This window comes from Cupriavidus sp. 30B13 (assembly GCF_049059565.2).
Lineage (GTDB): Bacteria > Pseudomonadota > Gammaproteobacteria > Burkholderiales > Burkholderiaceae > Cupriavidus.
In genome coordinates, this window is sequence record NZ_CP188223.1 from 443,990 (window position 1) to 464,815 (window position 20,826).

Genomic DNA, 20,826 nt, shown 5'->3' on the forward strand with positions numbered 1-20,826 from the left:
CCGGATGACACAGAGATGAAACACCGATGACCTTGCCCACGCCGGTAGCGGCACCCACGCAGCCGGAGCCGGCGCCGTTCGGCTACCTGGTCTACATCGGCCGCTTCGAGCCGTTCCACGACGGGCACTTCGCCATGCTGCGCCAGGCGCTGTCGCAGGCGCGCACGGTGGTGATCGTGCTCGGCTCGGCCGGCGGCGTGCGCACCGTGAAGAACCCGTTTACCGAGGCCGAGCGCCGCCGCATGATCGAAGCCGCGGTGGCGGCCCGCGATGCCGGCCGCGTGGCGGACCTGCGCTTCGTGGCCGTGCGCGACTATTACCAGGGCCCGCGCTGGGCCGCCGCGGTGCGCGCGGCCGTGGGCGCCGTGCTTGGCGCGGAGGCGGATGGGCACTCGCGCGAGCACGCCGATGCGCGCGTCGGCCTGTTCGGCCATTTCAAGGACGCGTCCTCGGGTTATCTCAACGATTTTCCGGATTGGCCGCTGGTGCCGCAGCCCAGCTTCGGCCAGCTCAACGCCGCCGACGTGCGCCGCCGGTGGTTCGCCCAGGCCGGCGCGCTCGATGGCGTGGAACAGGTGCTGCCCGCCCCGGTCGCCGCCTTCCTGCGCGAGTTCGCCGGCAGCGAGGCCTTCGCCGCGCTGCTGGCGGAATACCGCTTCCTCGAGGAGCATCGCCGCCGCTGGGCCGCCGCGCCGTATCCGCCGGTCTTCGTCACGGTGGACGCGGTGGTGCGCTGCCGCGGCCACGTGCTGCTGATCCGCCGCGGCGGGCAGCCCGGGCGCGGCGCGTGGGCGCTGCCGGGCGGCTTCCTCGACCAGCACGAGCGCGTGGCCGACGCGGTCCTGCGCGAGCTGGACGAGGAAACCCGCTTCAACCTGCCCAAGGCGGCATTGCAGCAGGCGTGCCGCGCCCAGGCGCTGTTCGATCATCCCGAGCGCAGCCAGCGCGGGCGCACGCTGACCCACGCCTTCTTCTTCGACCTCGCGCTCGACGCGCTGCCCGGAGTGGACGCCGCCGACGACGCCGCGGCGGTGCGCTGGGTGCCGCAGCGGGAGCTGCTGGCACTGGAAGCGCAGATGTTCGAGGACCACCTGCTGATCCTCGACCACTTCCTGCACCTGTTCGACGGGGCCGGCCTGCCGGAAGCGTCCGGCGGCGAGCCGGCTGCTCAGTGACCGCCGAGGTAGGCCTGCGCCAGCGCCGGATCGCGCGCTAGCTGGTCGGCCGGGCCGCTCGCCACCACGCGGCCTTCATCCATCACGTAGCCGCGGTCGGCCAGCGCCAGCGCCAGCGCCGCCATCTGGTCCACCAGCAGGATGCTGATCGACGCCTCGCGCAACTGGTCCAGCGAATCGAACAGCTCGGCGATGACCTTGGGCGCCAGGCCCAGCGACGGTTCGTCCAGCAGCAGCACGCGCGGGCGCGACATCAGCGCGCGCGCGATCGCCAGCATCTGCTGCTCGCCGCCGGACAGCAGGCCGGCGCGCTGGTGCTGGCGCTCGCGCAGGCGCGGGAAGCGGGCCATCATGGCCTCCACGCGCCTGACCATCTCCATGTGCGGCAGCGGGCCGGACGGAAACGCGCCCAGGCGCAGGTTGTCCAGCACTGACAGTTCCGGGAACACCTGCCGGCCTTCCGGCACCAGCACCACGCCCATCGCCGCGATCTGCTCGGCGTCGAGCCGGGCCAGGTCGGTGCCGTCGAAGGTGATGCCGCCCTGCACCGGCCGGTGCAGGCCCGACAGCGCGCGCATCAGCGTGGACTTGCCGGCGCCGTTGGCGCCGAGCAGCGCCACCATCTCGCCTTCGCGCACCTGCAGCGCCACGTCGTGCAGCACCGGCGCGGCGCCGTAGCCCGCGCATAGCGCGGACACGCCCAGCACTTCCGGCAACGCTTCGGAAGACGCCTTGCGCGCTCGCGTGCTGTCCTGCCCGGCCAGCGCGCCGGCCTCGCCCAGGTAGGCGCGCCGCACCTGCGGGTCGCCGCGGATGGCGGCCGGCGCGCCCGCCGCCAGGTGCTGGCCGGCGTCGATCACCACGATGCCGTCGGACACCTCCATCACCAGCGACATGTCGTGTTCCACCAGCCCCACCGCGATGCCGCTGGCGGCGATGCCGCGCAGCAGCGTGCCCAGGCGCGCCTTGTCCTCGCGCGACAGGCCGGCGGCCGGCTCGTCGAGCAGCAGCACCGCGGGACGCGTGGCCAGCGCGCGGGCGATCTCCACCAGGCGCCGGTCCACGTGGGCGAGGTCGGCCGCGCTGGCGTCCGGGTCGCCGGCGTAGCCGCACGCGGCCAGCAGTTCCAGCGCCTGGCGCCGCACCGCCGGCGCGTTGAAGCCGGCGATGCCCAGCAGCGGCCCGAGGCGGCCGCGCCGCAGCGCGATGGCGACGTTGTCCACCGCGCTCATGCCGGCGAACAGCTGCGAGGTCTGGTAGGTGCGCGCGATGCCGTTGCGCGCGCTGTGGCAGGCGCCGCGCGCGGGCAGGGCGGCGTCACCCAGGCTGCGGCCGCCGGCGCGCGGCCGGTAGTAGCCGGACAGCATGTTGAGCACGGTCGACTTGCCCGCGCCGTTGGGGCCGATCAGGCTGGTCACCGCGCCGGCCGGCATGTCGAAGGACAGGTCGTCGACCGCGCGCACGCCGCCGAACACCATCGACAGGCCGCGCGCCGCCAGCCCGCGCCGCGCCGCGGCCGGCACCGGCGGCAGCCCGCCGGCCGCGCTCTCGCGCGGCGCCGCGCGCGGCCCGCGCGCGCGTTGCCACAGCCGCGCCAGCAGGCCGGCCATGCCGCCCGGCGCCACCCACAGCACCAGCAACAGCAGGCCGCCGAAGAACAGCAGGCGCAGGTTTTCCAGGCTCGACAGCAGCTCGGGCAGCACGCCCACCACCACCGCGCCCAGCACCGGCCCGGCCACCGTGCCGGCGCCGCCGATCATCACCACCAGCACGAACAGGATCGACTGCAGGAACGAGAACATGCCCGGCGTGACCATGCCCTGCAGCGGCGCGAACAGGCCGCCGGCCAGGCCCGCCAGCGCGGCCGAGAAGGCGAACGCCACGGTCTTGACCACCAGCGGGTCGATGCCGACCGAGGCCGCCGCGGTTTCGCTGTCGCGCACCGCGCGCATGGCCGCGCCCCAGGGGCCGCGCGAGATGCGCGCATAGGCCGCCAGCGCGAGCGCCAGCACCACCAGCGCGATCAGCGCCAGCGCGCGCTCGCCGCCGTCCACGCCGGGCAGCGCCGGCTGGGCGATGCCCATCAGGCCGTTCTGCCCGCCGGTCAGCGCCCGCCATTCCACCGCGCCGTGCTCGACGATGAAGCCGAAGGCGATGGTCACCATGGCCAGGCCCGGCCCCTTGACGCGCAGCGCCGGCAGCGCCAGCAGCGCGCCGGTCGCCGCCGCCAGCAGCGCGCCCACCGGCCACGCGGCCCAGAAGCTCCAGCCGGCCTGCCCGGTCAGCACCGCCACCGCGTACGCGCCGATGGCGTAGAAGCCCACGTGGCCGAACGAGACCTGGCCGGTCAGCCCGAGCAGCAGGTTCAGGCCCACGCCGCAGATCGCCAGCATGGCGACGCCGGCGATGACGAAGACGAAATAGCCGTTGACCAGCAGCGCCGCCGCGCCGGCGGCTGCCAGCGCGAGCGCCATCGCGCCGACCTGCAGCGGCGTGCCGAGGCCCAGCAGCGGGGCTTTCGGCGTGTCGGCCGCGGATGCGGCAGCCGCCTGCGGCGCCGATGCGAGAGTGGAATCGTTCATACCTTGCGCACCTCCGCGCGCCCGAACAGGCCGTCAGGCCGCATGGCCAGCAGCACGATCACCAGCGTGAAGGTGATGATCTGGGTGTAGCCCGAGCCGAGCGACGCCGTCACCAGCGCCTCGGCCACGCCGAAGATCAGCCCCGCCACCATCACGCCCCAGGCGCTGCCCAGGCCGCCGAGGATGGCCACCGCGAAGGCCTTGAGGCCGAACACGGTACCCATGTCGGACTGCACGTTGAACAGCGGCGCGATCAGCACGCCGGCAATGCCGGCCAGCAGCGTGGACAGCGCGAACGACGCCGCCACCAGGCGCCGGATCGGGATGCCCATCAGGCGCGCGGCGTCGCGGTTCTGCACCACCGCCAGCATCGCCACGCCCCAGCGCGAGCGGCGCAGCGCGAGATGCAGCATCCCCGCCAGCGCCAGCCCGATCACCGGGATCAGCAACTGCAGCGGATAGACGCCCACGCCGGTGTCGCCGAGCTGCACCGACGCCGCCGCCAGCGGCGAGGGCAGGCTGCGCGGCTCGGTGCCGAAGGTCAGCATCACCACGTTGTCGAGCACGATGCCCAGCGCCACCGTGGCCATCAGCCACGCATTGGAGCCGCGGCTGGCGAACGGACGCACCGCCAGGAACTCCACCGCCAGCCCGTACAGCGCGCACAGCGCCAGCGCCGGCAGCACCGCCAGCGCCATCGGCCAGCCCAGCGTCTGCGCGAAGGTGTAGGTCAGCACCGCGCCGAGCATCATCGAGCTGCCCTGCGCGAAGTTGACCGTGGCCGAGACCGCGTAGGTAATGTGGAAGCCCAGTGCCATCAGCCCGTACATGCTGCCCAGGCCGAGGCCGCTGATGAGGGCGGAGATCCATAACATGGTGAGTCCTTGTGGTGCTTTGTGTTGCCTTGCCATGCGGATGCGGTTCGGGACGCCGCGCCGCCGCCGCCTTACTTCGCCACCGGCACGATCCGGTTGTCGATGAACTGCGCCCACACGTAGTCGTTCTCGCTCAGCGCGTCATGCACCTGCGGCGTGAACGGCTTGACGTAGGTCTTGATCAGGCCCTCGTAGCGGTCGATCTTGTAGAAGCCCTCGCGCACCGCCTCGCCCTTGGTGGAGCCGGCCTGCGCGATGGCCAGCGCGGCGAGCTGGGTGGCGTCGTAGGCGTTGGCCACGCCCACCGCCGGCGTGATGTCGTCCGGGCCCTTGATGTCGCTGTACCTGGCCTTCAGCTCGGCCACCACGCGCGTGCTGACCGGCGTGGGCGCGCCGAAGAAGCTGTAGGTCTGCACGAAGTGCACGTTCTTCGCATTGGCGCCGGCCAGTTCGGTGAAGCGCCCGCCAGCGGGGCCCCAGTGCGATACCACCGGCACCTTCCAGCCCATGCGGTCGAGCGATTTCACCACCTGCGCCGACGGGCCCACGTTGCCGACCATGAACAGCACGTCGGCGCCGGCGGCCTTGAGGCGGCCGAGCTGCGGCACCACGTCCACGTCGTTGGCCTCGAATTTCTCGATGCCGGCCGGCTTCAGGCCCTTGGCCGCGAGCGCCGCGACGATGCCCTTCTCGTTCGATTCGCCCCACGGGTTGTTGACCAGGATCAGGCCGGGCTTGCCGGCGTTGAAGCTCTTCTGCGCGTACTGCAGCATGGCCTTGTCCACCACTTCGTCCACCGCCGAGACGCGGAACGCATAGTTGGGGTTGGCGCCGTTGCGCGTGATCGGCGTGCCGGCCGCCCACGGTCCCATGAACGGCACCTTCTCCTGGTTGGCGATCGGCACGATGGCCATCGACACCGGCGTGTCCAGCCCGCCGAACAGCACCGCCACCTTCTCCTTGTAGATCAGCTCGCGCGCGGCCAGCACGCCCTTGGCGGGGTTGCCTTCGTCGTCGCGCCGCACCAGCTCCAGCTTGCGCCCGCCCAGCAGGCCGCCCCTGGCGTTGATCTCGTCGATGGCGACGGTCATGCCGCGCGTGAGCGCCTCGCCGGCGCGCGCCGACTGGCCGGACAGGGCCGTGACCAGCCCGATCTTGATGGTGTCGGCGGCGAGCGCGGGCAAGGCGGGCAGGGCGCAGGCGGCGGCGATGGCGGCCAGCACGGCGCGGCGAGAGACGGGGGTCATGGCAGTTCTCCGGAAAAGGGCAAAAGCAGGGGCAGGCAGGGATGGGAATGGGCTACGGGCCTTGCCGCTCGCAAGACGCATGCCATCCGTCTGCAAAACATGGCGAAATACCGCGACGACCGGGAATTCGATACGTAGACGATATGGCCTGCTTTTTGCGAACGATCCTGCCAAGAAGTTGCATACGATCAACGCAGCCCATCCCTGCACGATGTCGGTGCCCGATGCCCCGAGCGGTGGCGGGGCCGCACCGAAGCGGCGCCAGGGCGGGGCATGACGCGAGACATCCGGACCATGACGCAAAACCCGATTCCCCCGGCAGCCCAGGTGCTGGCCGGCGCCGGCCTTGACTCCGATTTCGGACCGCTGCGCACGCACGGCCGCTTTCCGTACCGGCCCATCACCGACACGGACAGCTACCGCTGGCCCGGCGGCGCGCGGCTGGCGGTCTACCTCGGCTTCAACATCGAGCACTTCGCCTTCGGCGAGGGACTCGGCGCCAACCTCGGCCCGGTCTCGCCGCAGCCGGACGTGCTCAACTACAGCTGGCGCGAGTACGGCAACCGCGTGGGCGCGTGGCGCTGCCTGGAGCTGTTCGACGAGCTCGCGCTGCCGGCCGGCGTGATCGTCAATACCGCGCTCTACGACCATTGCCCGCAAGTGGTGGACGCCTTCCTCGCGCGCGGCGACGAGCTGATCGGCCACGGCCACACCAACGCGCGCCGCCAGAGCGAGCTGGACGAAGCCGGCGAGCGCGCGCTGCTGCAGCATTGCCGCGCGCGCATCGCCGCGCATGCGGGCAAGGCGCCGTCGGGCTGGCTGTCGCCGTGGATCGCCGAGACCGCGCGCACCCCCGACCTGCTGGCCGAGACCGGCTACCGCTATACGCTCAACTGGTGCCACGACGACCGCCCGGTGCGCATGGACACGCGCGGCGGCCCGCTGTGGGCAATTCCCTATCCGCAGGAGCTCAACGACATTCCCATGATCGTGGGCCGCCAGATGGACGGCAGCGCCTTCGCCGACATGATCATCGACCAGTTCGACGAGATGCTGGCGCAGGCGGACCACCCGCGGCACCCGCAGCCGCTGGTGATGGGCATCGCGCTGCATCCCTACCTGGTCGGCCAGCCCTACCGGCTGCGCCACCTGCGCCGCGCGCTGGCGCACATCGCGGCGCGCGCCCAGCAGGGTGGCGTGTGGCTTGCCACGCCCGGCGCGATCTGCGACCACCTCGAACAGGTGGCGCCGCCGCCGGTCGCCGCTTCGCGCTAACATCATGCGCCCGAACGCTACCTTGACCATGGCCGACGTCATGCCCCGCCCCGCCTCGCCCCGCCCCGCCAGACCGAAAGCCGCGCCGCAGCGGGCCGCCCCGCCCGCGGACGCCTCGCCGGCCGACCTCGCCGGCGAAGCCCCGGCCGATGCCGACACCCGCATCTACCGTTCCATCTTCGACGGCGTGCTCAATCACCGCCTCACGCCCGGCACCAAGCTGCCCGAGCCCGAGCTGTGCCAGTTGTTCGGCGTCGGCCGCGCGGTGGTGCGGCGCGTGCTGGAAAAGCTCGCGCACGACGGCATCGTCGAGCTGCGCCCCAACAAGGGCGCGGTCATCGCCGAGCCCACGCCGGCCGAGACCAGCCAGATCTTCGAAGCGCGCCGCGCCATGGAGCGCGTGTTGGTGGAGCTGGCGGTGCAGCGCGTCACCGAGGCCGACCTGCGCGCGCTGCGCGAGCAGCTCGCCGCCGAGCACGAAGCCATGCACCGCTTCGACCAGCCCTCGTGGGCGCGGCTGGCCAGCGGCTTCCACCTGCGCATCGCGGCGCTGGCGCGCAACCCGGTGCTGCAGCGCTACCTGACCGAGCTGGTGTCGCGCTGCTCGCTGATCGTGGGCCTGTACGAGCCGCCCGGCCACGCGCCGTGCGAGCACGACGAGCACGCCGCCATCGTCGACTGCATCGAGCGCCGCGACGCCGCCGGCGCGGTGCAACGCATGGAAGCCCACCTGCGCGAGCTGGAGCAGCGCATCGAGACCTCGCGCATGCAGGGCGAGAAAAGCCTGGCGCAACTGCTCGGCCTGAGCAAGGAGTAAGCATGGAAGTCGACTTCGAAGCCATCACCGAATACCAGCGCTACAAGCTCATGGCGAGCCTGATCGTGCCGCGCCCGATCGCGCTGGTGACCACGCTGGCCGCCGACGGCACCGTCAATGCCGCGCCGTTCTCCATGTTCAACATGCTGGGCGAGGAGCCGCCCATCGTGATGATCAGCGTCAACCGGATGCAGGACGGCGCGCTCAAGGACACCGCCGTCAACATCGCGCGCAGCCATGAGTTCGTGGTGCACCTGAGCGACGAAGCGATGGCGCGGAAGATGCACGACTGCGGCGAGCGCCTGCCGCCCGACCAGAGCGAGCTGGCGCGCGTGGGCCTCACGCCGCTGCCCTCCAGCGCGGTCGCGCCGCCGCGCATCGCCGAGGCGCCGGTGGCGTTCGAATGCACGCTGTGGGAAACGCTGGAAACCGCCAGCCGCCAGATCTTCATCGGCCGCGTGCTGCGCCTGCACGCGCGCGACGGCCTGATCGACACCGAGACCTGGCGCGTGCGCCTGCAGGACTACTTCCCGGTGGGCCGCTTCGGCGCGAGCTTCTACGTGACCACGCGCGACCGGTTCTCGCTGGAGGCGGAGGCGGGGGTGGCTACGGCGAGTACGGCGGTGGACGAGATGTGAAGGTGCGCCGGGGACGCCCAGTCCGTGCTTGCCATGCGTGAACGCATAGACTAGACTAACCGAACTTAGTTTATCTGGGCGTACCATGCAAACCATCAATATCCACGAGGCGAAGACACATCTTTCCCGGCTCGTCGAGCAGGCGGCCAATGGCGAGCCATTCGTCATCGCCAAGGCCGGCAAGCCGCTGGTCAAGGTCGTCCCGCTTTCGGCGAGTACCGGAAAGGCAAAGCGGCTTGGCTTCCTTGTGGGCGAAATCTCCGTTCCCGACGATTTCGACCGGATGGGAGCCAAGGAAATCGAGCAGCTCTTCGGCGGGGACGCATGAAGATCTTGCTCGACACGCACTTGCTGCTGTGGGCGGCGGCTACGCCGCTGCGCCTGCCGGCGGATGCGCGAGCCCTCATCGAGGCGGAGGAGACGGAACTCTTCTTCAGCGCCGCCAGCATCTGGGAAATTGCCATCAAGCGCGGCCTGGGACGCGCCGACTTCCAGGTCGATGCGCGCGTGCTGCGGCGCGCGCTGCTCGACAACGAGTACAACGAGCTGCCGATCGGCAGCGAGCACGCCGTGGCCATCGAGAGCCTGCCTCCCATTCACAAGGACCCGTTCGACCGGCTGCTGGTGGCGCAGGCCACCGTCGAAGGCATCACCTTGCTGACGGCGGATGCGACCGTCGGCCAGTATCCCGGTCCCGTGCGCCTCGTGCGCTAGCGTGCCTCCCGCCTAATGGCTGATCATCCAGGGCCGCCCGTTCGGGTTGCCCTTGGGCGCGCCCGCCGGGGCGCCGGCCAGCTTCACCTTGCCGCCGCCCGCGCAGCACCCGCAGCCCGCGCCGTGCCCGCGCCCCGATTCCTTGGGCGCGTGCGCGCTGCGTTCGTTGATGGCGTGCGCGCGGCGCGACGCGGCCGGCATGCCGGCCAGCGACGGCGCGGCGACCAGCGCGCGTTCGGCGAAGCTGCCGCAGGACGGGCAGGCGCAGGGTTCGTCGCGGCGCGACATCGGCCGCAGCGCGGCGAAGTCGCCGCAGTCGCGGCAGCGGTAGTCGTAGGTGGGCATCGGGTGGTCTCCTGTCCGGGTTGCATGCGCGGGCCGCACGCGCCGTCGCGCGCGGCCCGCGCACGCGGTGCTGGCCTGTTCAAACGTCCTGCGAGATCGGCAGGTCCACGTCGCCCTTGATGTGCTTGACGGGGCCGTCCGCGCTCGGGCGGATGTCGAAGTCGAAGATCTGCGTGGGCAGCCACAGCGTCGCGCAGGCGTTGGGAATGTCCACCACGCCGCTGATGTGCCCCTGCACCGGCGCCGTGCCGAGGATGGAATAGGCCTGCGCCGGAGAGTAGCCGAACTTGGTCATGTACTCGATGGCGTTGAGGCAGGCCTGGCGGTAGGCCACGTGCACGTCCAGGTAATGCTGCTGGCCGGCCTCGTCCACCGAGATGCCTTCGAAGATCAGGTAGTCGTTGTAGTGCGGCGTGATCGGGCTGGGCTTGAAGATGGGGTTCTTGATGCCGTACTTGGCCATGCCGCCCTTGATCAGCGACACGCGCATGTGCACCCAGCCCGCCATCTCGATGGCGCCGCAGAAGGTGATTTCGCCGTCGCCCTGCGAGAAGTGCAGGTCGCCCACCGACAGGCCGGCGCCGTCCACGTAGACCGGGAAGTACACCTTGGCGCCGCGCGACAGGTCCTTGATGTCGCAGTTGCCGCCGTGCTCGCGCGGCGGCACCGTGCGCGCGCCGTGCGCGGCGGCCTGGTCGCGCGCGTCGCCCTGCAGGCGGCCCATGTGCGCGGTGGCCGCGAACGGCGGGTTGGCCAGCGGCGGCACGCGGTCCGGCTCGGTGGCGATGAAGTCCAGCTCGCGCTTGTTCCAGGTCTCCAGCATGGACTTGTCGGGCAGGCAGCCGATCAGCCCCGGGTGGATCAGCCCGGCGAAGTTGACGCCGGGAATGTGGCGCGACGAGGTGTAGAGGCCGTGGAAATCCCAGATCGATTTCTGCGCCAGCGGGAAATGGTCGGTCAGGAAGCCGCCGCCGTTCTGCTTGGAGAAGAAGCCGTTGAAGCCCCACTGGCTGTCGGCCTTGGCGCCGATGTCGAGCAGATCCACCACCAGCAGGTCGCCGGGCTCGGCGCCTTCCACGCCGACCGGGCCGGACAGGAAGTGCACGATCGACAGGTCGATGTCGCGCACGTCGTCGGCCGAGTCGTTGTTCTTGATGAAGCCGCCGGTCCAGTCGTAGGTCTCCAGGATGAAGTCGTCGCCGGGCTTGACCCAGCAGGCCATCGGGATGTCCGGGTGCCAGCGGTTGTGGACGTCGGGATTCTCGTACGGGGATTGGGCCAGGTCGACCTTGATCAGGGTGTCCGTCATGACATGCCTCCAGTGTTGGCGTGGGTTGGGGTGGGGTCTATACAGACAGCAGTTGCCGGATGTGCTCGACGTCGGTGCTGTCGCGCTGGGTCTCGTGCACGAAGCGCCCGCCTTCGATCACCAGCAGGCGGTCGGCCACGTCGAGCGCGAAGCTGAGCACCTGCTCGGAGAAGACGATGGTGATGTCGCGCGTGCGGCGGATCTCCAGCAGCGCGCGCGCGATGTCCTTGATGATGGAGGGCTGGATGCCCTCGGTGGGCTCGTCGAGCAGCAGCACCTTGGGATTGGCCACCAGCGCGCGCGCGATGGCCAGTTGCTGCTGCTGGCCGCCGGACAGGTTGCCGCCCTTGCGCCGGCGCATGTCGAACAGTACCGGGAACATGGCGAAGATCTCCTCGGGGATGCGGCGCGTCTTGCCCTGCTCCATGCCGGTGAGGATGTTCTCCTCCACGCTCAGGTGCGAGAAGATCATGCGCCCCTGCGGCACGTAGGCCAGCCCCGCGCGCACGCGGCGGTAGCTCTCGTCGCTGGCCACGTCGCGGCCGTCCACGCAGACCTGTCCCGAGCGCACCGGCAGCATGCCGATCATGGCCTTGAACAGCGTGGTCTTTCCCATGCCGTTGCGGCCCATGATGGCCACCGTCTCGCCCTGCGCGGCGGCGAACGACACGCCGTGCAGCGCCTCGCTCTGGCCGTAGTTCACGACCACGTTGTCGACTGTGAGCATGCTGGTTTCCTCCGGTAAAGTGGCCAGCATCAGTGGCCGAGATAGACGTCGATCACGCGCGGATCGTTCTGCACCTGCTCCATCGAGCCTTCCGCGAGGATCTTGCCCTGGTGCATCACGGTGACCTTGTCGGCGATGCGCTTGACGAAATCCATGTCGTGCTCGATCACGATCACCGCGCGCCCGCGGCTGATGCGCTTGAGCAGCTCGGCGGTCTGCTCGCGCTCGCGCACGCTCATGCCGGCGATGGGCTCGTCGAGCATCAGCAGCTGCGGCTCCTGCATCAGCAGCATGCCGATCTCCAGCCACTGCTTCTGTCCGTGCGAGAGTTGCGCGGCCTCGCGCCCGAGCGCGTCGCCCAGGCCGATCTCGGCGGCCACGTCGGCCACGCGCTGGCGCACCTCCGGCGTGGTGCGGAACATCAGCGCGCCGAACACGCCGCGCCCGCGCGGAAACGACACCGCGAGGTTCTGGAACACGCTGAGGTTCTCGTAGATGGACGGCGTCTGGAACTTGCGGCCCACGCCCGCGCGCACGATGCGGTACTCGGCCAGCCCGGTCATCTCGCGGTTGGCGAACTTGATGCTGCCGCCGGTGGCGCGCGTCTTGCCGCAGATCAGGTCGAGCAGCGTGGTCTTGCCGGCGCCATTGGGGCCGATGATCACGCGCAGCTCGTCGCGGTCCACGTAGAGCGTGAGGTTGTCGATGGCGCGAAAGCCGTCGAAGGAGACCGTCAGGTCCTCCACCGCCAGCATGAAATCGGTATTGCTCATGGCGTCTTCCTCGCGTTCAGGCGCGCTGCTGCGCGCCGGCTTCGGTGGTCCCGGCATCGCCGGCGGCGGCCGGTGTGGCCGGCGTGGCGGCGTGGTCGCGGCGCGCCATGTACTTGCGGTAGAGGCCGGCCAGCCCGTCGGGGAAGGCCACCACCACGCCGATGAACAGCGCCGCCATCAGGAACAGCCACAGGTCCGGGAAGCTCTCGGAGAAGTACGTCTTGCCGAAGTTGACCAGCAGCGTGCCCCACACCGCGCCCACCAGGCTCATGCGCCCGCCCACCGCGGCGAAGATCACCATCTCGATGGACGGCACGATGCCGACGAACGACGGCGACATGAAGCCCACCTGCAGCGTGAACAGCGCGCCGCCCACGGCCGACAGCGCCGCGGCCAGGCAGAACACGAAGACCTTGAACATCGCCACGTCGTAGCCGGAGAAGCGCACCCGGTCTTCCTTGTCGCGCATGGCCAGCAGCAGCACGCCGAGCTTGCTGCGCTGGATCCAGCGGCACAGCGCGATGGCGCCGAACAGCAGCGCCACGTTGGCGAAGTACAGGATCACCTTGGCGCTGTCGCTGCGGATGTCCCAGCCCAGCATGGTCTTGAGGTCGGTGATGCCGTTGACGCCGCCGGTGTAGCCCTGCTGGCCGATGATCAGCACCGACAGGATCAGCGCCACGGCCTGCGTGATGATGGCGAAGTAGACCCCGCCCACGCGCCGGCGGAACATGGCGAAGCTCACCACGAAGGCCAGCGCCACCGGCACCGCGATCACGCCGGCCAGCGCGAACGGCAGGTGGCGGAACGGCTCCCACCACCACGGCAGCGCGGTGAGCTGGTTCCAGTCCATGAAGTCGGGGATGCCGGGGGTGGACTGGATCGCGGTGCTCTTGGGGTCGGAAGCCTCGAGCTTGAGGAACATCGCCATGGCGTAGCCGCCGAGGCCGAAGAATACGCCCTGGCCGAGGCTGAGCACGCCGCCGTAGCCCCACAGCATGACCAGCCCGACGGCGACGAAGGCGTAGCTGAGGTACTTGCCGACCAGGTTGAGGCGGAACACGTCGAGCGCCAGCGGCATGACCACCACCAGCACCACGGCCAGCAGCAGGTAGCCGGAGAGTTCGCTGCGCAGCAGGCGCAGCGGCAGGGGCGGGCGGCGCGGCGCCGGCGCGGCGGAAGAGGAAGAAGCGGAAGAAGTGGAAGAAGCGGAAGGGGACATCACGAGCTCCTGGGGCGGTGCCGTTCGGTTCAATGGATGGCGATGGCGGCTTCAGCGCCGCACCGCCGGCGCGAACAGGCCTTGCGGGCGGATCATCAGGATGGTCACGATCAGCAGCAGCGTGAGCACGCGCGCCATCGAGCCGGTCAGGAAGAACTCGCTGATCGACTGCGCCTGCGCGATGCCGAAGGCCGAGGCCACGGTGCCGAGCAGGCTCGCCGCGCCGCCGAAGGTCACCACCAGGAACGAGTCGACGATGTACAGCGAGCCGCTGGTGGGGCCGGTCGAGCCGATCGTGGTGAAGGCCGCGCCGGCCACGCCGGCGATGCCGCAGCCGATGGCGAAGGTGAGGCGGTCGGTGCGGCGCGTGTTGATGCCGGCGGCATTGGCCATGGCGCGGTTGAGCGTGGTGGCGCGCACGCGCAGCCCCCAGCGCGAGCGGTACAGCGCCAGCCACACCATGCCGGTGACGAACAGCGTGAGCGCCATCACGAACAGGCCGTTGATGGGAATGTCGAGGCCCGCGGCCGGCGCCCACGAGCCCATCAGCCACTCCGGCAGCGTGGGGCTGACCTCTTTGGGGCCGAAGGTGGAGCGGAACGTCTGCTGCATGCCCAGCGACAGGCCCCAGGTCGCCAGCAGCGTGTCGAGCGGGCGGCGGTACAGGTGGCGGATCAGCGCCCACTCGGCCAGCCAGCCCGCGCAGAACGCCAGCACGAAGGCCGCGCCGATCGCCAGCGGGAAATAGAACGGCATCCACGACGGCGCCAGGCGCTCGGTCAGCGTGGAGGCCAGGAAGATGGTGTAGGCGCCGATCGTCATGAACTCGCCGTGGGCCATGTTGATCACGCCCATCTGGCCGAAGATGATGGCCAGGCCCAGCGCCATCAGCAGCAGCACCGAGAACAGGCTCAGGCCGGCAAAGCCCTGCATCAGGCCGATGTTCAGCATGTCGGTTAGATTCATGTCGCGCTCGCCAAGGAAAGAAAGGTGCATCGAAGACGCCGGACGACGGCGTCGGCTATCGGTTTTTTGGCGCCGGACAAGCGAAGCCGATGGTCTTGTCCGGCACGGCAGCATTGGCCAACCCCCGCCCTCTCCCCCGGCCCCTCTCCCGCTGCGCGGGAGAGGGGAGAAACCCCTCGGGCGATTGACGAAGCCGGCGAATGGGCCCACACCGCCAGAGCTGGCCCAAGCAAGGTGTTCTCCCTCTCCCCTCACGGGGAGAGGGCCGGGGAGAGGGGCGGTTTGACTAGGAGCCACCTCAGGCGGGGCCAACGGTTTTTTCCAGCCCGGCAGCATCCGCAAGCCCCCGCCCTCTCCCCCGGCCCCTCTCCCGCAGGCGGGAGAGGGGAGCAAACCAGGCTTTACTGATACCCCTTCGGGAACGGATTCGGCGGGATCAGCTGCGGCGACTCGGCCACCACCTTGAACTGCCCGTCGAGCTGCGCCAGGCCCACGCGCGTCTTGCTCCACAGGTGGTGGTTGGGGTCGACCTTGACGAAGCCTTCCGGCGCGGTCTTCAGCTCGATGCCGGGCGAGGACGCCACCACCTTGTCGATGTCGAAGCTGCCGGCCTTCTCCACCGCGGCCTTCCACAGCCACGGGCCGAGGTAGGCGGCCTGGGTCACGTCGCCGATCACCGACTTGGCGCCGTACTTGGTCTTGAACGCCTCGACGAAGGACTTGTTGTTGGCGTTGTCGAGCGACTGGAAGTACTTCATGGCGGCGTAGAAACCGGCGATGTTCTCGCCGCCGATGCCCAGCACTTCGTCCTCGGTCACCGAGATGGTCAGCAGGAACTGCTTGTCGGCGGTGATGCCGGCCGCCTTGAGCTGCTTGTAGAAGGCCACATTGGAGCCGCCCACCACGATGGCGTAGATGCAGTCCGGCTTGGCGACCTTGATCTTGTTGATCAGCGAGTTGAAGTTGGTGTGGCCCAGCGGGTAGTACTCCTCGCCCACCACCTTGAGCTTGAGGAAGTTCTCGATGTGCTTGCGCGCGATCTTGTTCGAGGTGCGTGGCCAGATGTAGTCCGAGCCGATCAGGAAGAAGCTCTTGGCGCCTTTCTGCTTGGCGGCCCAGTCCAGGCCCCAGATGATCTGCTGGGTGGCTTCCTGGCCGGTGTAGATGACGTTCTTGGATTGCTCCAGGCCTTCGTAGAAGGTCGGGTAGTAGAGCAGGCCGTTTTCCTTTTCGAAGATCGGCAGCACGGCCTTGCGCGAGGCCGAGGTCCAGCAGCCGAACACGGCCGCCACGCGGTCGTTGACCAGCAGCTTCTTGGACTTCTCGGCGAAGGTGGGCCAGTCGGAGGCGCCGTCTTCCTTGATGACCTTGATCTTGCGCCCGAGGATGCCGCCGGCGGCGTTGATCTGGTCGATGGCGAGCTGCTCGGCCTGGATCGAGCCGGTCTCGGAGATGGCCATGGTGCCGGTGGCGGAATGCAGCTGGCCGACCGTGACCTCGGTATCGGTGACGGCCAGCCTGGTGGTGTTGGCGACCGAGGTCGGCACCGCGGCGCGCGCCTGCATGCTCAGGCCGGACAGGCCCGCCAGCGACAGCGCCGGCAGCGAGGCCAGGCCCTGCATCATGCGCCGGCGCTGCGGCGAGATGGTGCCGCCGTCTTCGGTTTGCTGCGGTGGGAGGGACCCGTTCTTTGCTTTGTCACGCATGATCGACGCTCCTTGGAGGCGTGGTTGGATGGCGATGGAAGGCGGTGATTGACCCTGCGGCTGGATCATGGTGCAGCGCAACGCGCGCTTCCATACGTCATTCGACGTACGCGCATGCGCATGCCCGGCGGGCCGCCGGCACGGCACAGCTCTTGCATCAGCGCAACGCGGCCCACGCCCGGCCCAAGCCCGCACCGTCCGGAGTCATCCACCCCATGCCCACCGCCAGCCAGCCCGTGCAGCGCATCAGCAAGATCCGGCGCGACTACAACCGCTGGGTTGCCGACGAGACCCTGGAGGACTACGCGCTGCGTTTTGCACCAAGGACGTTCCGCAAGTGGAGCGCCTTCCGCGTGGCCAATACCGCTTTTGGTGCAGTGGCCTTCCTGGCGCTGGAGGCCATCGGCGCGGCCATCACGCTCAGCTACGGCTTCACCAACGCCATGTGGGCCATCGGCGTGGTCAGCCTGGCGATCTTCCTGACCGGCCTGCCGATCTCCTACTACGCCGCCCGCCACGGACTGGACATGGACCTGCTGGCGCGCGGCGCCGGCTTCGGCTACCTGGGCTCCACCGTCACCTCGCTGATCTACGCCAGCTTCACCTTCATCTTCTTCGCGCTCGAGGCGGCCATCATGGCGCAGGCCTTCGAGCTGCTGTTCGGGCTGCCGCGCTCGTTCGGCTACCTGCTCTCGGCGCTGGTGGTGATCCCGCTGGTCACGCACGGCGTGACGCTGATCTCGCGCTTCCAGTTGTGGACGCAGCCGCTGTGGCTGGTGCTGCTGGCGCTGCCCTACGCGGCGATCGCCTGGCGCGAGCCCGGCCTGTACGCCGACTTCCTCTCCTTCAACGGGCGCCTGGCCGAGGGCGACGGTTTCTCGTGGCACGCGTTCGGCGCCGCCGCCACCGTGACCGCCGCGCTGATCGCGCAGATCGGCGAGCAGGTGGACTTCCTGCGCTTCATGCCGGAGCTGACGCGGCGCAACCGGCTGCGCTGGTGGAGCGCGCTGATCGCCGCCGGCCCGGGCTGGATCCTGCTGGGCGCGGCCAAGATGGCGGGCGGCGCCTTCCTGGCCTTCGTCGCGCTGCAGGCCGAGGTGCCGATCTCGCATGCGCTGGAGCCCACGCAGATGTACCTGGCCGGCTTCGCGCGCGCGCTCGGCGGCGCCGGCCCGGCGTGGCTGGCGGTGGCGCTGACCGGGCTGTTCGTGCTGCTGTCGCAGACCAAGATCAACATCACCAATGCCTACGCCGGCTCGCTGGCGTGGTCCAACGTGTTCGCGCGGCTCACCCACAGCCATCCGGGGCGCGTGGTGTGGCTGGGCTTCAACGTGCTGATCGCGGTGATGCTGATGGCCATGGGCGTGTTCGAGGCGCTCGAGCAGGTGCTGGCGCTTTATGCCCACCTGGCGGTGGCGTGGGTCGGCGCCATCGTCGGCGACCTCGTCATCAGCAAGCCGCTGGGGCTGTCGCCGCGCACCATCGAGTTCCGCCGCGCCTACCTGTTCGACATCAACCCGGCCGGCTTCGGCGCCATGATGCTGGCGTCGGCGCTGTCGATGCTGGTGCACCTGGGCGCGTTCGGCGAGACGCTGCGGCCCGCTTCGATCGGCGTGGGGCTGGCGCTGGCCATCGCGTTCCCGCCGCTGATCGCCTTCGCCACCCACAGCCGCTACTACATCGCGCGCGTGCCGGTGGACTTCGGCCCGCGCCACAAGCGCGTGCGCTGCACGATCTGCCGCAACCCGTTCGAGGTGGAGGACGTGGCCGCGTGCCCGGCCTACCGCGGCCCGATCTGCTCGCTGTGCTGCACGCTCGACGCGCGCTGCGGCGACCGCTGCAAGCCCGGCGCCAGCGCGCAGGAACAGATCGCCACGGCGCTGGCGCGCGTGCTGCCGGCCGGCACGCCGCCGGTGATGGCGCGCCGCATCGGCCAGTTCTGCCTGGTGCTGGCGGGCATGGTGTTCGCGTTCGGCACGCTGCTGTGGCTGCTCTACACGCAGGAGCAGCTGTCCGGCTCGCTGTACGCGGCGATGCAGCCGCGCACCGGCCTGTTCGTCAAGATCTTCGCCGGGCTGCTGCTGTTCGCCGCGGTGGCGGCATGGTGGCTGGTGCTGGCCAACGAAAGCCGCGCGGTGGCGCAGGAAGAGTCGGAGCGGCAGAACATGCTGCTGCAGAAGGAAATCGACGCGCACCGCCACACCGACGCGCTGCTGCAGGGCGCCAAGGAAGCCGCCGAGAAGGCCAACCTGGCCAAGAGCCGCTTCATCACCGGCATGAGCCACGAGATGCGCGCCGGCCTGAATTCCATCCTCGGCTACTCGCAGCTGCTGCTGCGCGCGCCCCGGCTGCCGGGCGCACTGCGCGAAGACGTGCGCACCATCGGGCGCGCCGGCGAGCATCTCTCCAGCCTGGTGGACGGGCTGCTGGAGCTGTCGCGCATCGAGGCCGGCAAGCTGCGCCTGGCGCAGGAAGCGGTGGCGCTGGAAGGCCTGTTCGACGAACTGGTGCGCATGTTCCGCCCGCTGGCCGCGGCGCGCGGGCTGGCGTTCCACTACCGCGTGGAGGGCACGCTGCCCACGCACGTGCACGGCGACCCCAAGCGGCTGCGCCAGATCGTCATCAACCTGGTCAGCAACGCCATCAAGTTCACCGAGCAGGGCGCCGTCACGCTGTCGGTGCGGCACCAGCGCGAGCTGGCCACCATCGCGGTGAGCGACACCGGCCCGGGCATCGACGCCGCCGACCAGGCGCGCATCTTCGATCCGTTCGAGCGCGCCGGCGGCCACGACGACCGCGAGGGCATCGGCCTGGGGCTGGCCATCGTGCGGTTGCTGGCGGACCTGATGGGCGGCGAGATCCGCGTGCGCAGCGCGCCCGGCGCCGGCAGCGAGTTCACCGTGCGGCTGTACCTGCCGGCGGTGACGGCGCCGCTGGCGCGCCGCGCCGCCGCGCCGGACAGCCCGCTGCCGGCCAACGCGCGCGTGCTGGTGGTGGACGACCGCGCGGCGCACCGCGCCGTGCTGCTCGGCTTCCTGGCGCCGCTCGGCCTGGCCGTGCGCGAGGCGGGCGAGGGCGCCGCGGTGCTGCCCGCGGTGCAGCGCTGGCAGCCGCAACTGGTGCTGCTCGACCTCAACCTGCCGGACGCCTCGGGCTGGGACCTGTGCCGCATGCTGCGCGCGCTGCCGCGGCCGCCGCTGGTGGTGATCGTGTCCGCCAACGCGCACGAGAACACCGAGGAGGCGCGCGCCACGCACGGCTATTTCGCCTTCGTCAGCAAGCCGGTGCGCGAGGCGGAACTGATCGAGGTGGTGCGGCGCGCGCTGGCCGGCGCGGCCGAGCAGGACGCCGGCGCGCGCCCGGCGCATTCGGCGCACCGGGCGCCGCCCGCGGACCTGCTGCGCGAGCTGCTGCTGCTCGGCGCCACCGGGCGCCAGCGCGCGCTCGAGGCGCAACTGGCCGAGCTGGCCGAAGGCGCCGACGACAGCGCGCCGTGGGCCGCCCGCATGCTGGCGCTGGCGCGCAGCAATGCCGATGCATTCAACCATTCCCTAGGCGAGGCGCTCCATGATTCCCGCTCCTGACCTGCAGACCCGCGTGCTGGTGGTGGACGACAACGCCGACGCGCGCGGCTTCATCGCGCGGGCGCTCGGCGGCGAAGCCATGGCCGTGCATGCCGCCCACAGCGGCGACGCCGCGCTCGCCGCGCTGGCGTTCTTCGAGCCCGACGCGGTGCTGCTCGACGTGGACATGCCAGGCATGGACGGCTTCGCCACCTGCGCCGCGCTGGTCGACCGCCATGCCGACCTGCCGGTGATCTTCATGACGGGCCTGGGCGAGACCGGCCACATCGTGCGCGGCTTCGAAGTCGGCGGCTGCGACTACGTGACCAAGCCGGTGGCGATCGCCGAGGTGGTGGCGCGGGTGCGCTCGCACGCCGCCAAGGCGCGCCTGGCGCGCAGCGCGCGCGCGGCCGTGCTGGGCAGCGCGGTGCCGATGCTGGCGGCCGGCGCGGGCGGCCAGCTGATGTGGATGAACGCCAGCGCGGCGGCGCTGCTGCAGGCGCAGGGCCTGGCCGCGGTGCCGCCGGGCCAGGCCCTGCCCGCGCCGCTGGCCGCGGCGCTGCAATCGCTGCGCGAGGAGGCCGGGCCGCAGGATGCGTGTTGCGGCGCGCTGCAACTGCGCCGGCTCACCGGCGTGACGGCGGGCGTGACCGTGGTCGAACTGTCGCCGCATGCCACCTCCGAAGCCTGCACGGCGACCGAGCTGACGCCGCGCGAGGCGGAGGTGATGGTGTGGGTGGCGCGCGGCAAGACCAACCGCGACGTGGCCGAGATCCTCGGCATGAGCCCGCGCACGGTCAACAAGCATCTCGAGCATATCTACGAGAAGCTCGGCGTGGAGACGCGCACGGCGGCGGTGGCCGCCGCGCAGCGGGGCTTGCCGGCCTAGCCC

General features: G+C 70.5%; 18 protein-coding genes. 8 read left to right on the top strand and 10 right to left on the bottom strand.

Annotated features, from left to right (window positions below):
• Nucleotides 1-26: 26 nt before the first annotated feature.
• Nucleotides 27-1,175: a bifunctional nicotinamide-nucleotide adenylyltransferase/Nudix hydroxylase gene (locus ACKI2N_RS02080; protein WP_420994130.1), complete on the top strand. Its 1,149-nt coding sequence runs from the start codon at nt 27-29 to the stop codon at nt 1,173-1,175.
• On the opposite strand, the gene ACKI2N_RS02085 is transcribed toward ACKI2N_RS02080, so the two are convergent.
• The 3 genes from ACKI2N_RS02085 to ACKI2N_RS02095 all read right to left on the bottom strand — a co-directional run bounded on the left by ACKI2N_RS02085 (nt 1,169) and on the right by ACKI2N_RS02095 (nt 5,879).
• The gene (locus ACKI2N_RS02085) at nt 1,169-3,757 is read right to left on the bottom strand and encodes an ATP-binding cassette domain-containing protein (RefSeq protein WP_426990321.1); all 2,589 of its coding nucleotides are present in this window, start codon (nt 3,755-3,757) and stop codon (nt 1,169-1,171) included. The two genes, ACKI2N_RS02080 and ACKI2N_RS02085, sit on opposite strands and share 7 nt — an antisense overlap.
• The gene (locus ACKI2N_RS02090; protein WP_420996151.1) at nt 3,754-4,632 is read right to left on the bottom strand and encodes a branched-chain amino acid ABC transporter permease; all 879 of its coding nucleotides are present in this window, start codon (nt 4,630-4,632) and stop codon (nt 3,754-3,756) included. The genes ACKI2N_RS02085 and ACKI2N_RS02090 overlap by 4 nt, the downstream gene beginning before the upstream one ends.
• A gap of 71 nt (nt 4,633-4,703) precedes the next feature.
• The gene (locus ACKI2N_RS02095) at nt 4,704-5,879 is read right to left on the bottom strand and encodes an ABC transporter substrate-binding protein (RefSeq protein ID WP_420996152.1); all 1,176 of its coding nucleotides are present in this window, start codon (nt 5,877-5,879) and stop codon (nt 4,704-4,706) included.
• Nucleotides 5,880-6,173: 294 nt separating this feature from the next.
• Between ACKI2N_RS02095 and ACKI2N_RS02100 the strand changes: the two genes are divergently transcribed.
• The 5 genes from ACKI2N_RS02100 to ACKI2N_RS02120 all read left to right on the top strand — a co-directional run bounded on the left by ACKI2N_RS02100 (nt 6,174) and on the right by ACKI2N_RS02120 (nt 9,323).
• The gene (locus tag ACKI2N_RS02100) at nt 6,174-7,154 is read left to right on the top strand and encodes a polysaccharide deacetylase family protein (RefSeq protein WP_420996153.1); all 981 of its coding nucleotides are present in this window, start codon (nt 6,174-6,176) and stop codon (nt 7,152-7,154) included.
• A gap of 4 nt (nt 7,155-7,158) precedes the next feature.
• Nucleotides 7,159-7,971 carry a GntR family transcriptional regulator gene (locus ACKI2N_RS02105; protein ID WP_420996154.1) on the top strand — a complete coding sequence of 271 codons (813 nt, stop codon included), beginning with the start codon at nt 7,159-7,161 and terminating at the stop codon, nt 7,969-7,971.
• Nucleotides 7,972-7,973: 2 nt separating this feature from the next.
• On the top strand, nt 7,974-8,609 hold the full coding sequence (locus ACKI2N_RS02110; protein WP_420996155.1) for a flavin reductase family protein: 636 nt from the start codon (nt 7,974-7,976) through the stop codon (nt 8,607-8,609).
• 85 nt (nt 8,610-8,694) lie between these two features.
• On the top strand, nt 8,695-8,937 hold the full coding sequence (locus ACKI2N_RS02115; protein WP_420996156.1) for a type II toxin-antitoxin system Phd/YefM family antitoxin: 243 nt from the start codon (nt 8,695-8,697) through the stop codon (nt 8,935-8,937).
• Entirely contained in the window at nt 8,934-9,323 is a 390-nt protein-coding gene (locus tag ACKI2N_RS02120) for a type II toxin-antitoxin system VapC family toxin (RefSeq protein WP_420996157.1), read from the top strand. The genes ACKI2N_RS02115 and ACKI2N_RS02120 overlap by 4 nt, the downstream gene beginning before the upstream one ends.
• 12 nt (nt 9,324-9,335) lie before the next feature.
• Here ACKI2N_RS02120 and ACKI2N_RS02125 read toward each other — a convergent pair whose 3' ends face one another.
• The 7 genes from ACKI2N_RS02125 to urtA all read right to left on the bottom strand — a co-directional run bounded on the left by ACKI2N_RS02125 (nt 9,336) and on the right by urtA (nt 16,290).
• The gene (locus tag ACKI2N_RS02125; protein ID WP_420996158.1) at nt 9,336-9,668 is read right to left on the bottom strand and encodes a zinc ribbon domain-containing protein; all 333 of its coding nucleotides are present in this window, start codon (nt 9,666-9,668) and stop codon (nt 9,336-9,338) included.
• A 79-nt stretch (nt 9,669-9,747) separates the two neighbouring features.
• On the bottom strand, nt 9,748-10,977 hold the full coding sequence (gene fmdA / locus ACKI2N_RS02130) for a formamidase (protein ID WP_420996159.1): 1,230 nt from the start codon (nt 10,975-10,977) through the stop codon (nt 9,748-9,750).
• 37 nt (nt 10,978-11,014) lie between these two features.
• Nucleotides 11,015-11,704, bottom strand: coding sequence for an urea ABC transporter ATP-binding subunit UrtE (gene urtE / locus ACKI2N_RS02135; protein WP_420996160.1), 690 nt, complete (start codon nt 11,702-11,704; stop codon nt 11,015-11,017).
• A gap of 29 nt (nt 11,705-11,733) precedes the next feature.
• Nucleotides 11,734-12,477, bottom strand: a complete 744-nt coding sequence (gene urtD / locus ACKI2N_RS02140; protein ID WP_020204904.1) for an urea ABC transporter ATP-binding protein UrtD — start codon at nt 12,475-12,477, stop codon at nt 11,734-11,736.
• A 16-nt stretch (nt 12,478-12,493) separates the two neighbouring features.
• Nucleotides 12,494-13,699, bottom strand: a complete 1,206-nt coding sequence (gene urtC / locus ACKI2N_RS02145; RefSeq protein ID WP_420996161.1) for an urea ABC transporter permease subunit UrtC — start codon at nt 13,697-13,699, stop codon at nt 12,494-12,496.
• 51 nt (nt 13,700-13,750) lie between these two features.
• Nucleotides 13,751-14,665, bottom strand: coding sequence for an urea ABC transporter permease subunit UrtB (urtB, locus tag ACKI2N_RS02150; protein ID WP_420996162.1), 915 nt, complete (start codon nt 14,663-14,665; stop codon nt 13,751-13,753).
• A 401-nt stretch (nt 14,666-15,066) separates the two neighbouring features.
• Nucleotides 15,067-16,290, bottom strand: a complete 1,224-nt coding sequence (gene urtA / locus ACKI2N_RS02155; protein WP_420996282.1) for an urea ABC transporter substrate-binding protein — start codon at nt 16,288-16,290, stop codon at nt 15,067-15,069.
• Between the two features lie 296 nt (nt 16,291-16,586).
• Between urtA and ACKI2N_RS02160 the strand changes: the two genes are divergently transcribed.
• Together ACKI2N_RS02160 and ACKI2N_RS02165 are read left to right on the top strand one after the other, a co-directional pair.
• Nucleotides 16,587-19,955, top strand: coding sequence for an ATP-binding protein (locus ACKI2N_RS02160; RefSeq protein ID WP_420996163.1), 3,369 nt, complete (start codon nt 16,587-16,589; stop codon nt 19,953-19,955).
• Nucleotides 19,939-20,823, top strand: coding sequence for a response regulator (locus tag ACKI2N_RS02165; RefSeq protein WP_420996164.1), 885 nt, complete (start codon nt 19,939-19,941; stop codon nt 20,821-20,823). Before ACKI2N_RS02160 ends, ACKI2N_RS02165 begins: the two co-directional genes overlap by 17 nt.
• Nucleotides 20,824-20,826: the final 3 nt, after the last annotated feature.

Excerpts from the sequence above, each read along its gene's own strand:
- fmdA (WP_420996159.1), bottom strand. The coding sequence starts at position 10,977 with ATGACGGACACCCTGATCAAGGTCGACCTGGCCCAATCCCCGTACGAG.
- ACKI2N_RS02105 (WP_420996154.1), top strand. The coding sequence starts at position 7,159 with ATGCGCCCGAACGCTACCTTGACCATGGCCGACGTCATGCCCCGCCCC.
- urtC (WP_420996161.1), bottom strand. The coding sequence starts at position 13,699 with ATGTCCCCTTCCGCTTCTTCCACTTCTTCCGCTTCTTCCTCTTCCGCC.
- urtA (WP_420996282.1), bottom strand. The coding sequence starts at position 16,290 with ATGATGCAGGGCCTGGCCTCGCTGCCGGCGCTGTCGCTGGCGGGCCTG.
- ACKI2N_RS02110 (WP_420996155.1), top strand. The coding sequence starts at position 7,974 with ATGGAAGTCGACTTCGAAGCCATCACCGAATACCAGCGCTACAAGCTC.
- ACKI2N_RS02160 (WP_420996163.1), top strand. The coding sequence starts at position 16,587 with ATGCCCACCGCCAGCCAGCCCGTGCAGCGCATCAGCAAGATCCGGCGC.
- ACKI2N_RS02115 (WP_420996156.1), top strand. The coding sequence starts at position 8,695 with ATGCAAACCATCAATATCCACGAGGCGAAGACACATCTTTCCCGGCTC.
- urtD (WP_020204904.1), bottom strand. The coding sequence starts at position 12,477 with ATGAGCAATACCGATTTCATGCTGGCGGTGGAGGACCTGACGGTCTCC.
- ACKI2N_RS02090 (WP_420996151.1), bottom strand. The coding sequence starts at position 4,632 with ATGTTATGGATCTCCGCCCTCATCAGCGGCCTCGGCCTGGGCAGCATG.
- ACKI2N_RS02120 (WP_420996157.1), top strand. The coding sequence starts at position 8,934 with ATGAAGATCTTGCTCGACACGCACTTGCTGCTGTGGGCGGCGGCTACG.
- ACKI2N_RS02100 (WP_420996153.1), top strand. The coding sequence starts at position 6,174 with ATGACGCAAAACCCGATTCCCCCGGCAGCCCAGGTGCTGGCCGGCGCC.
- urtB (WP_420996162.1), bottom strand. The coding sequence starts at position 14,665 with ATGAATCTAACCGACATGCTGAACATCGGCCTGATGCAGGGCTTTGCC.
- ACKI2N_RS02085 (WP_426990321.1), bottom strand. The coding sequence starts at position 3,757 with ATGAACGATTCCACTCTCGCATCGGCGCCGCAGGCGGCTGCCGCATCC.
- ACKI2N_RS02165 (WP_420996164.1), top strand. The coding sequence starts at position 19,939 with ATGATTCCCGCTCCTGACCTGCAGACCCGCGTGCTGGTGGTGGACGAC.
- ACKI2N_RS02095 (WP_420996152.1), bottom strand. The coding sequence starts at position 5,879 with ATGACCCCCGTCTCTCGCCGCGCCGTGCTGGCCGCCATCGCCGCCGCC.
- ACKI2N_RS02125 (WP_420996158.1), bottom strand. The coding sequence starts at position 9,668 with ATGCCCACCTACGACTACCGCTGCCGCGACTGCGGCGACTTCGCCGCG.
- ACKI2N_RS02080 (WP_420994130.1), top strand. The coding sequence starts at position 27 with ATGACCTTGCCCACGCCGGTAGCGGCACCCACGCAGCCGGAGCCGGCG.
- urtE (WP_420996160.1), bottom strand. The coding sequence starts at position 11,704 with ATGCTCACAGTCGACAACGTGGTCGTGAACTACGGCCAGAGCGAGGCG.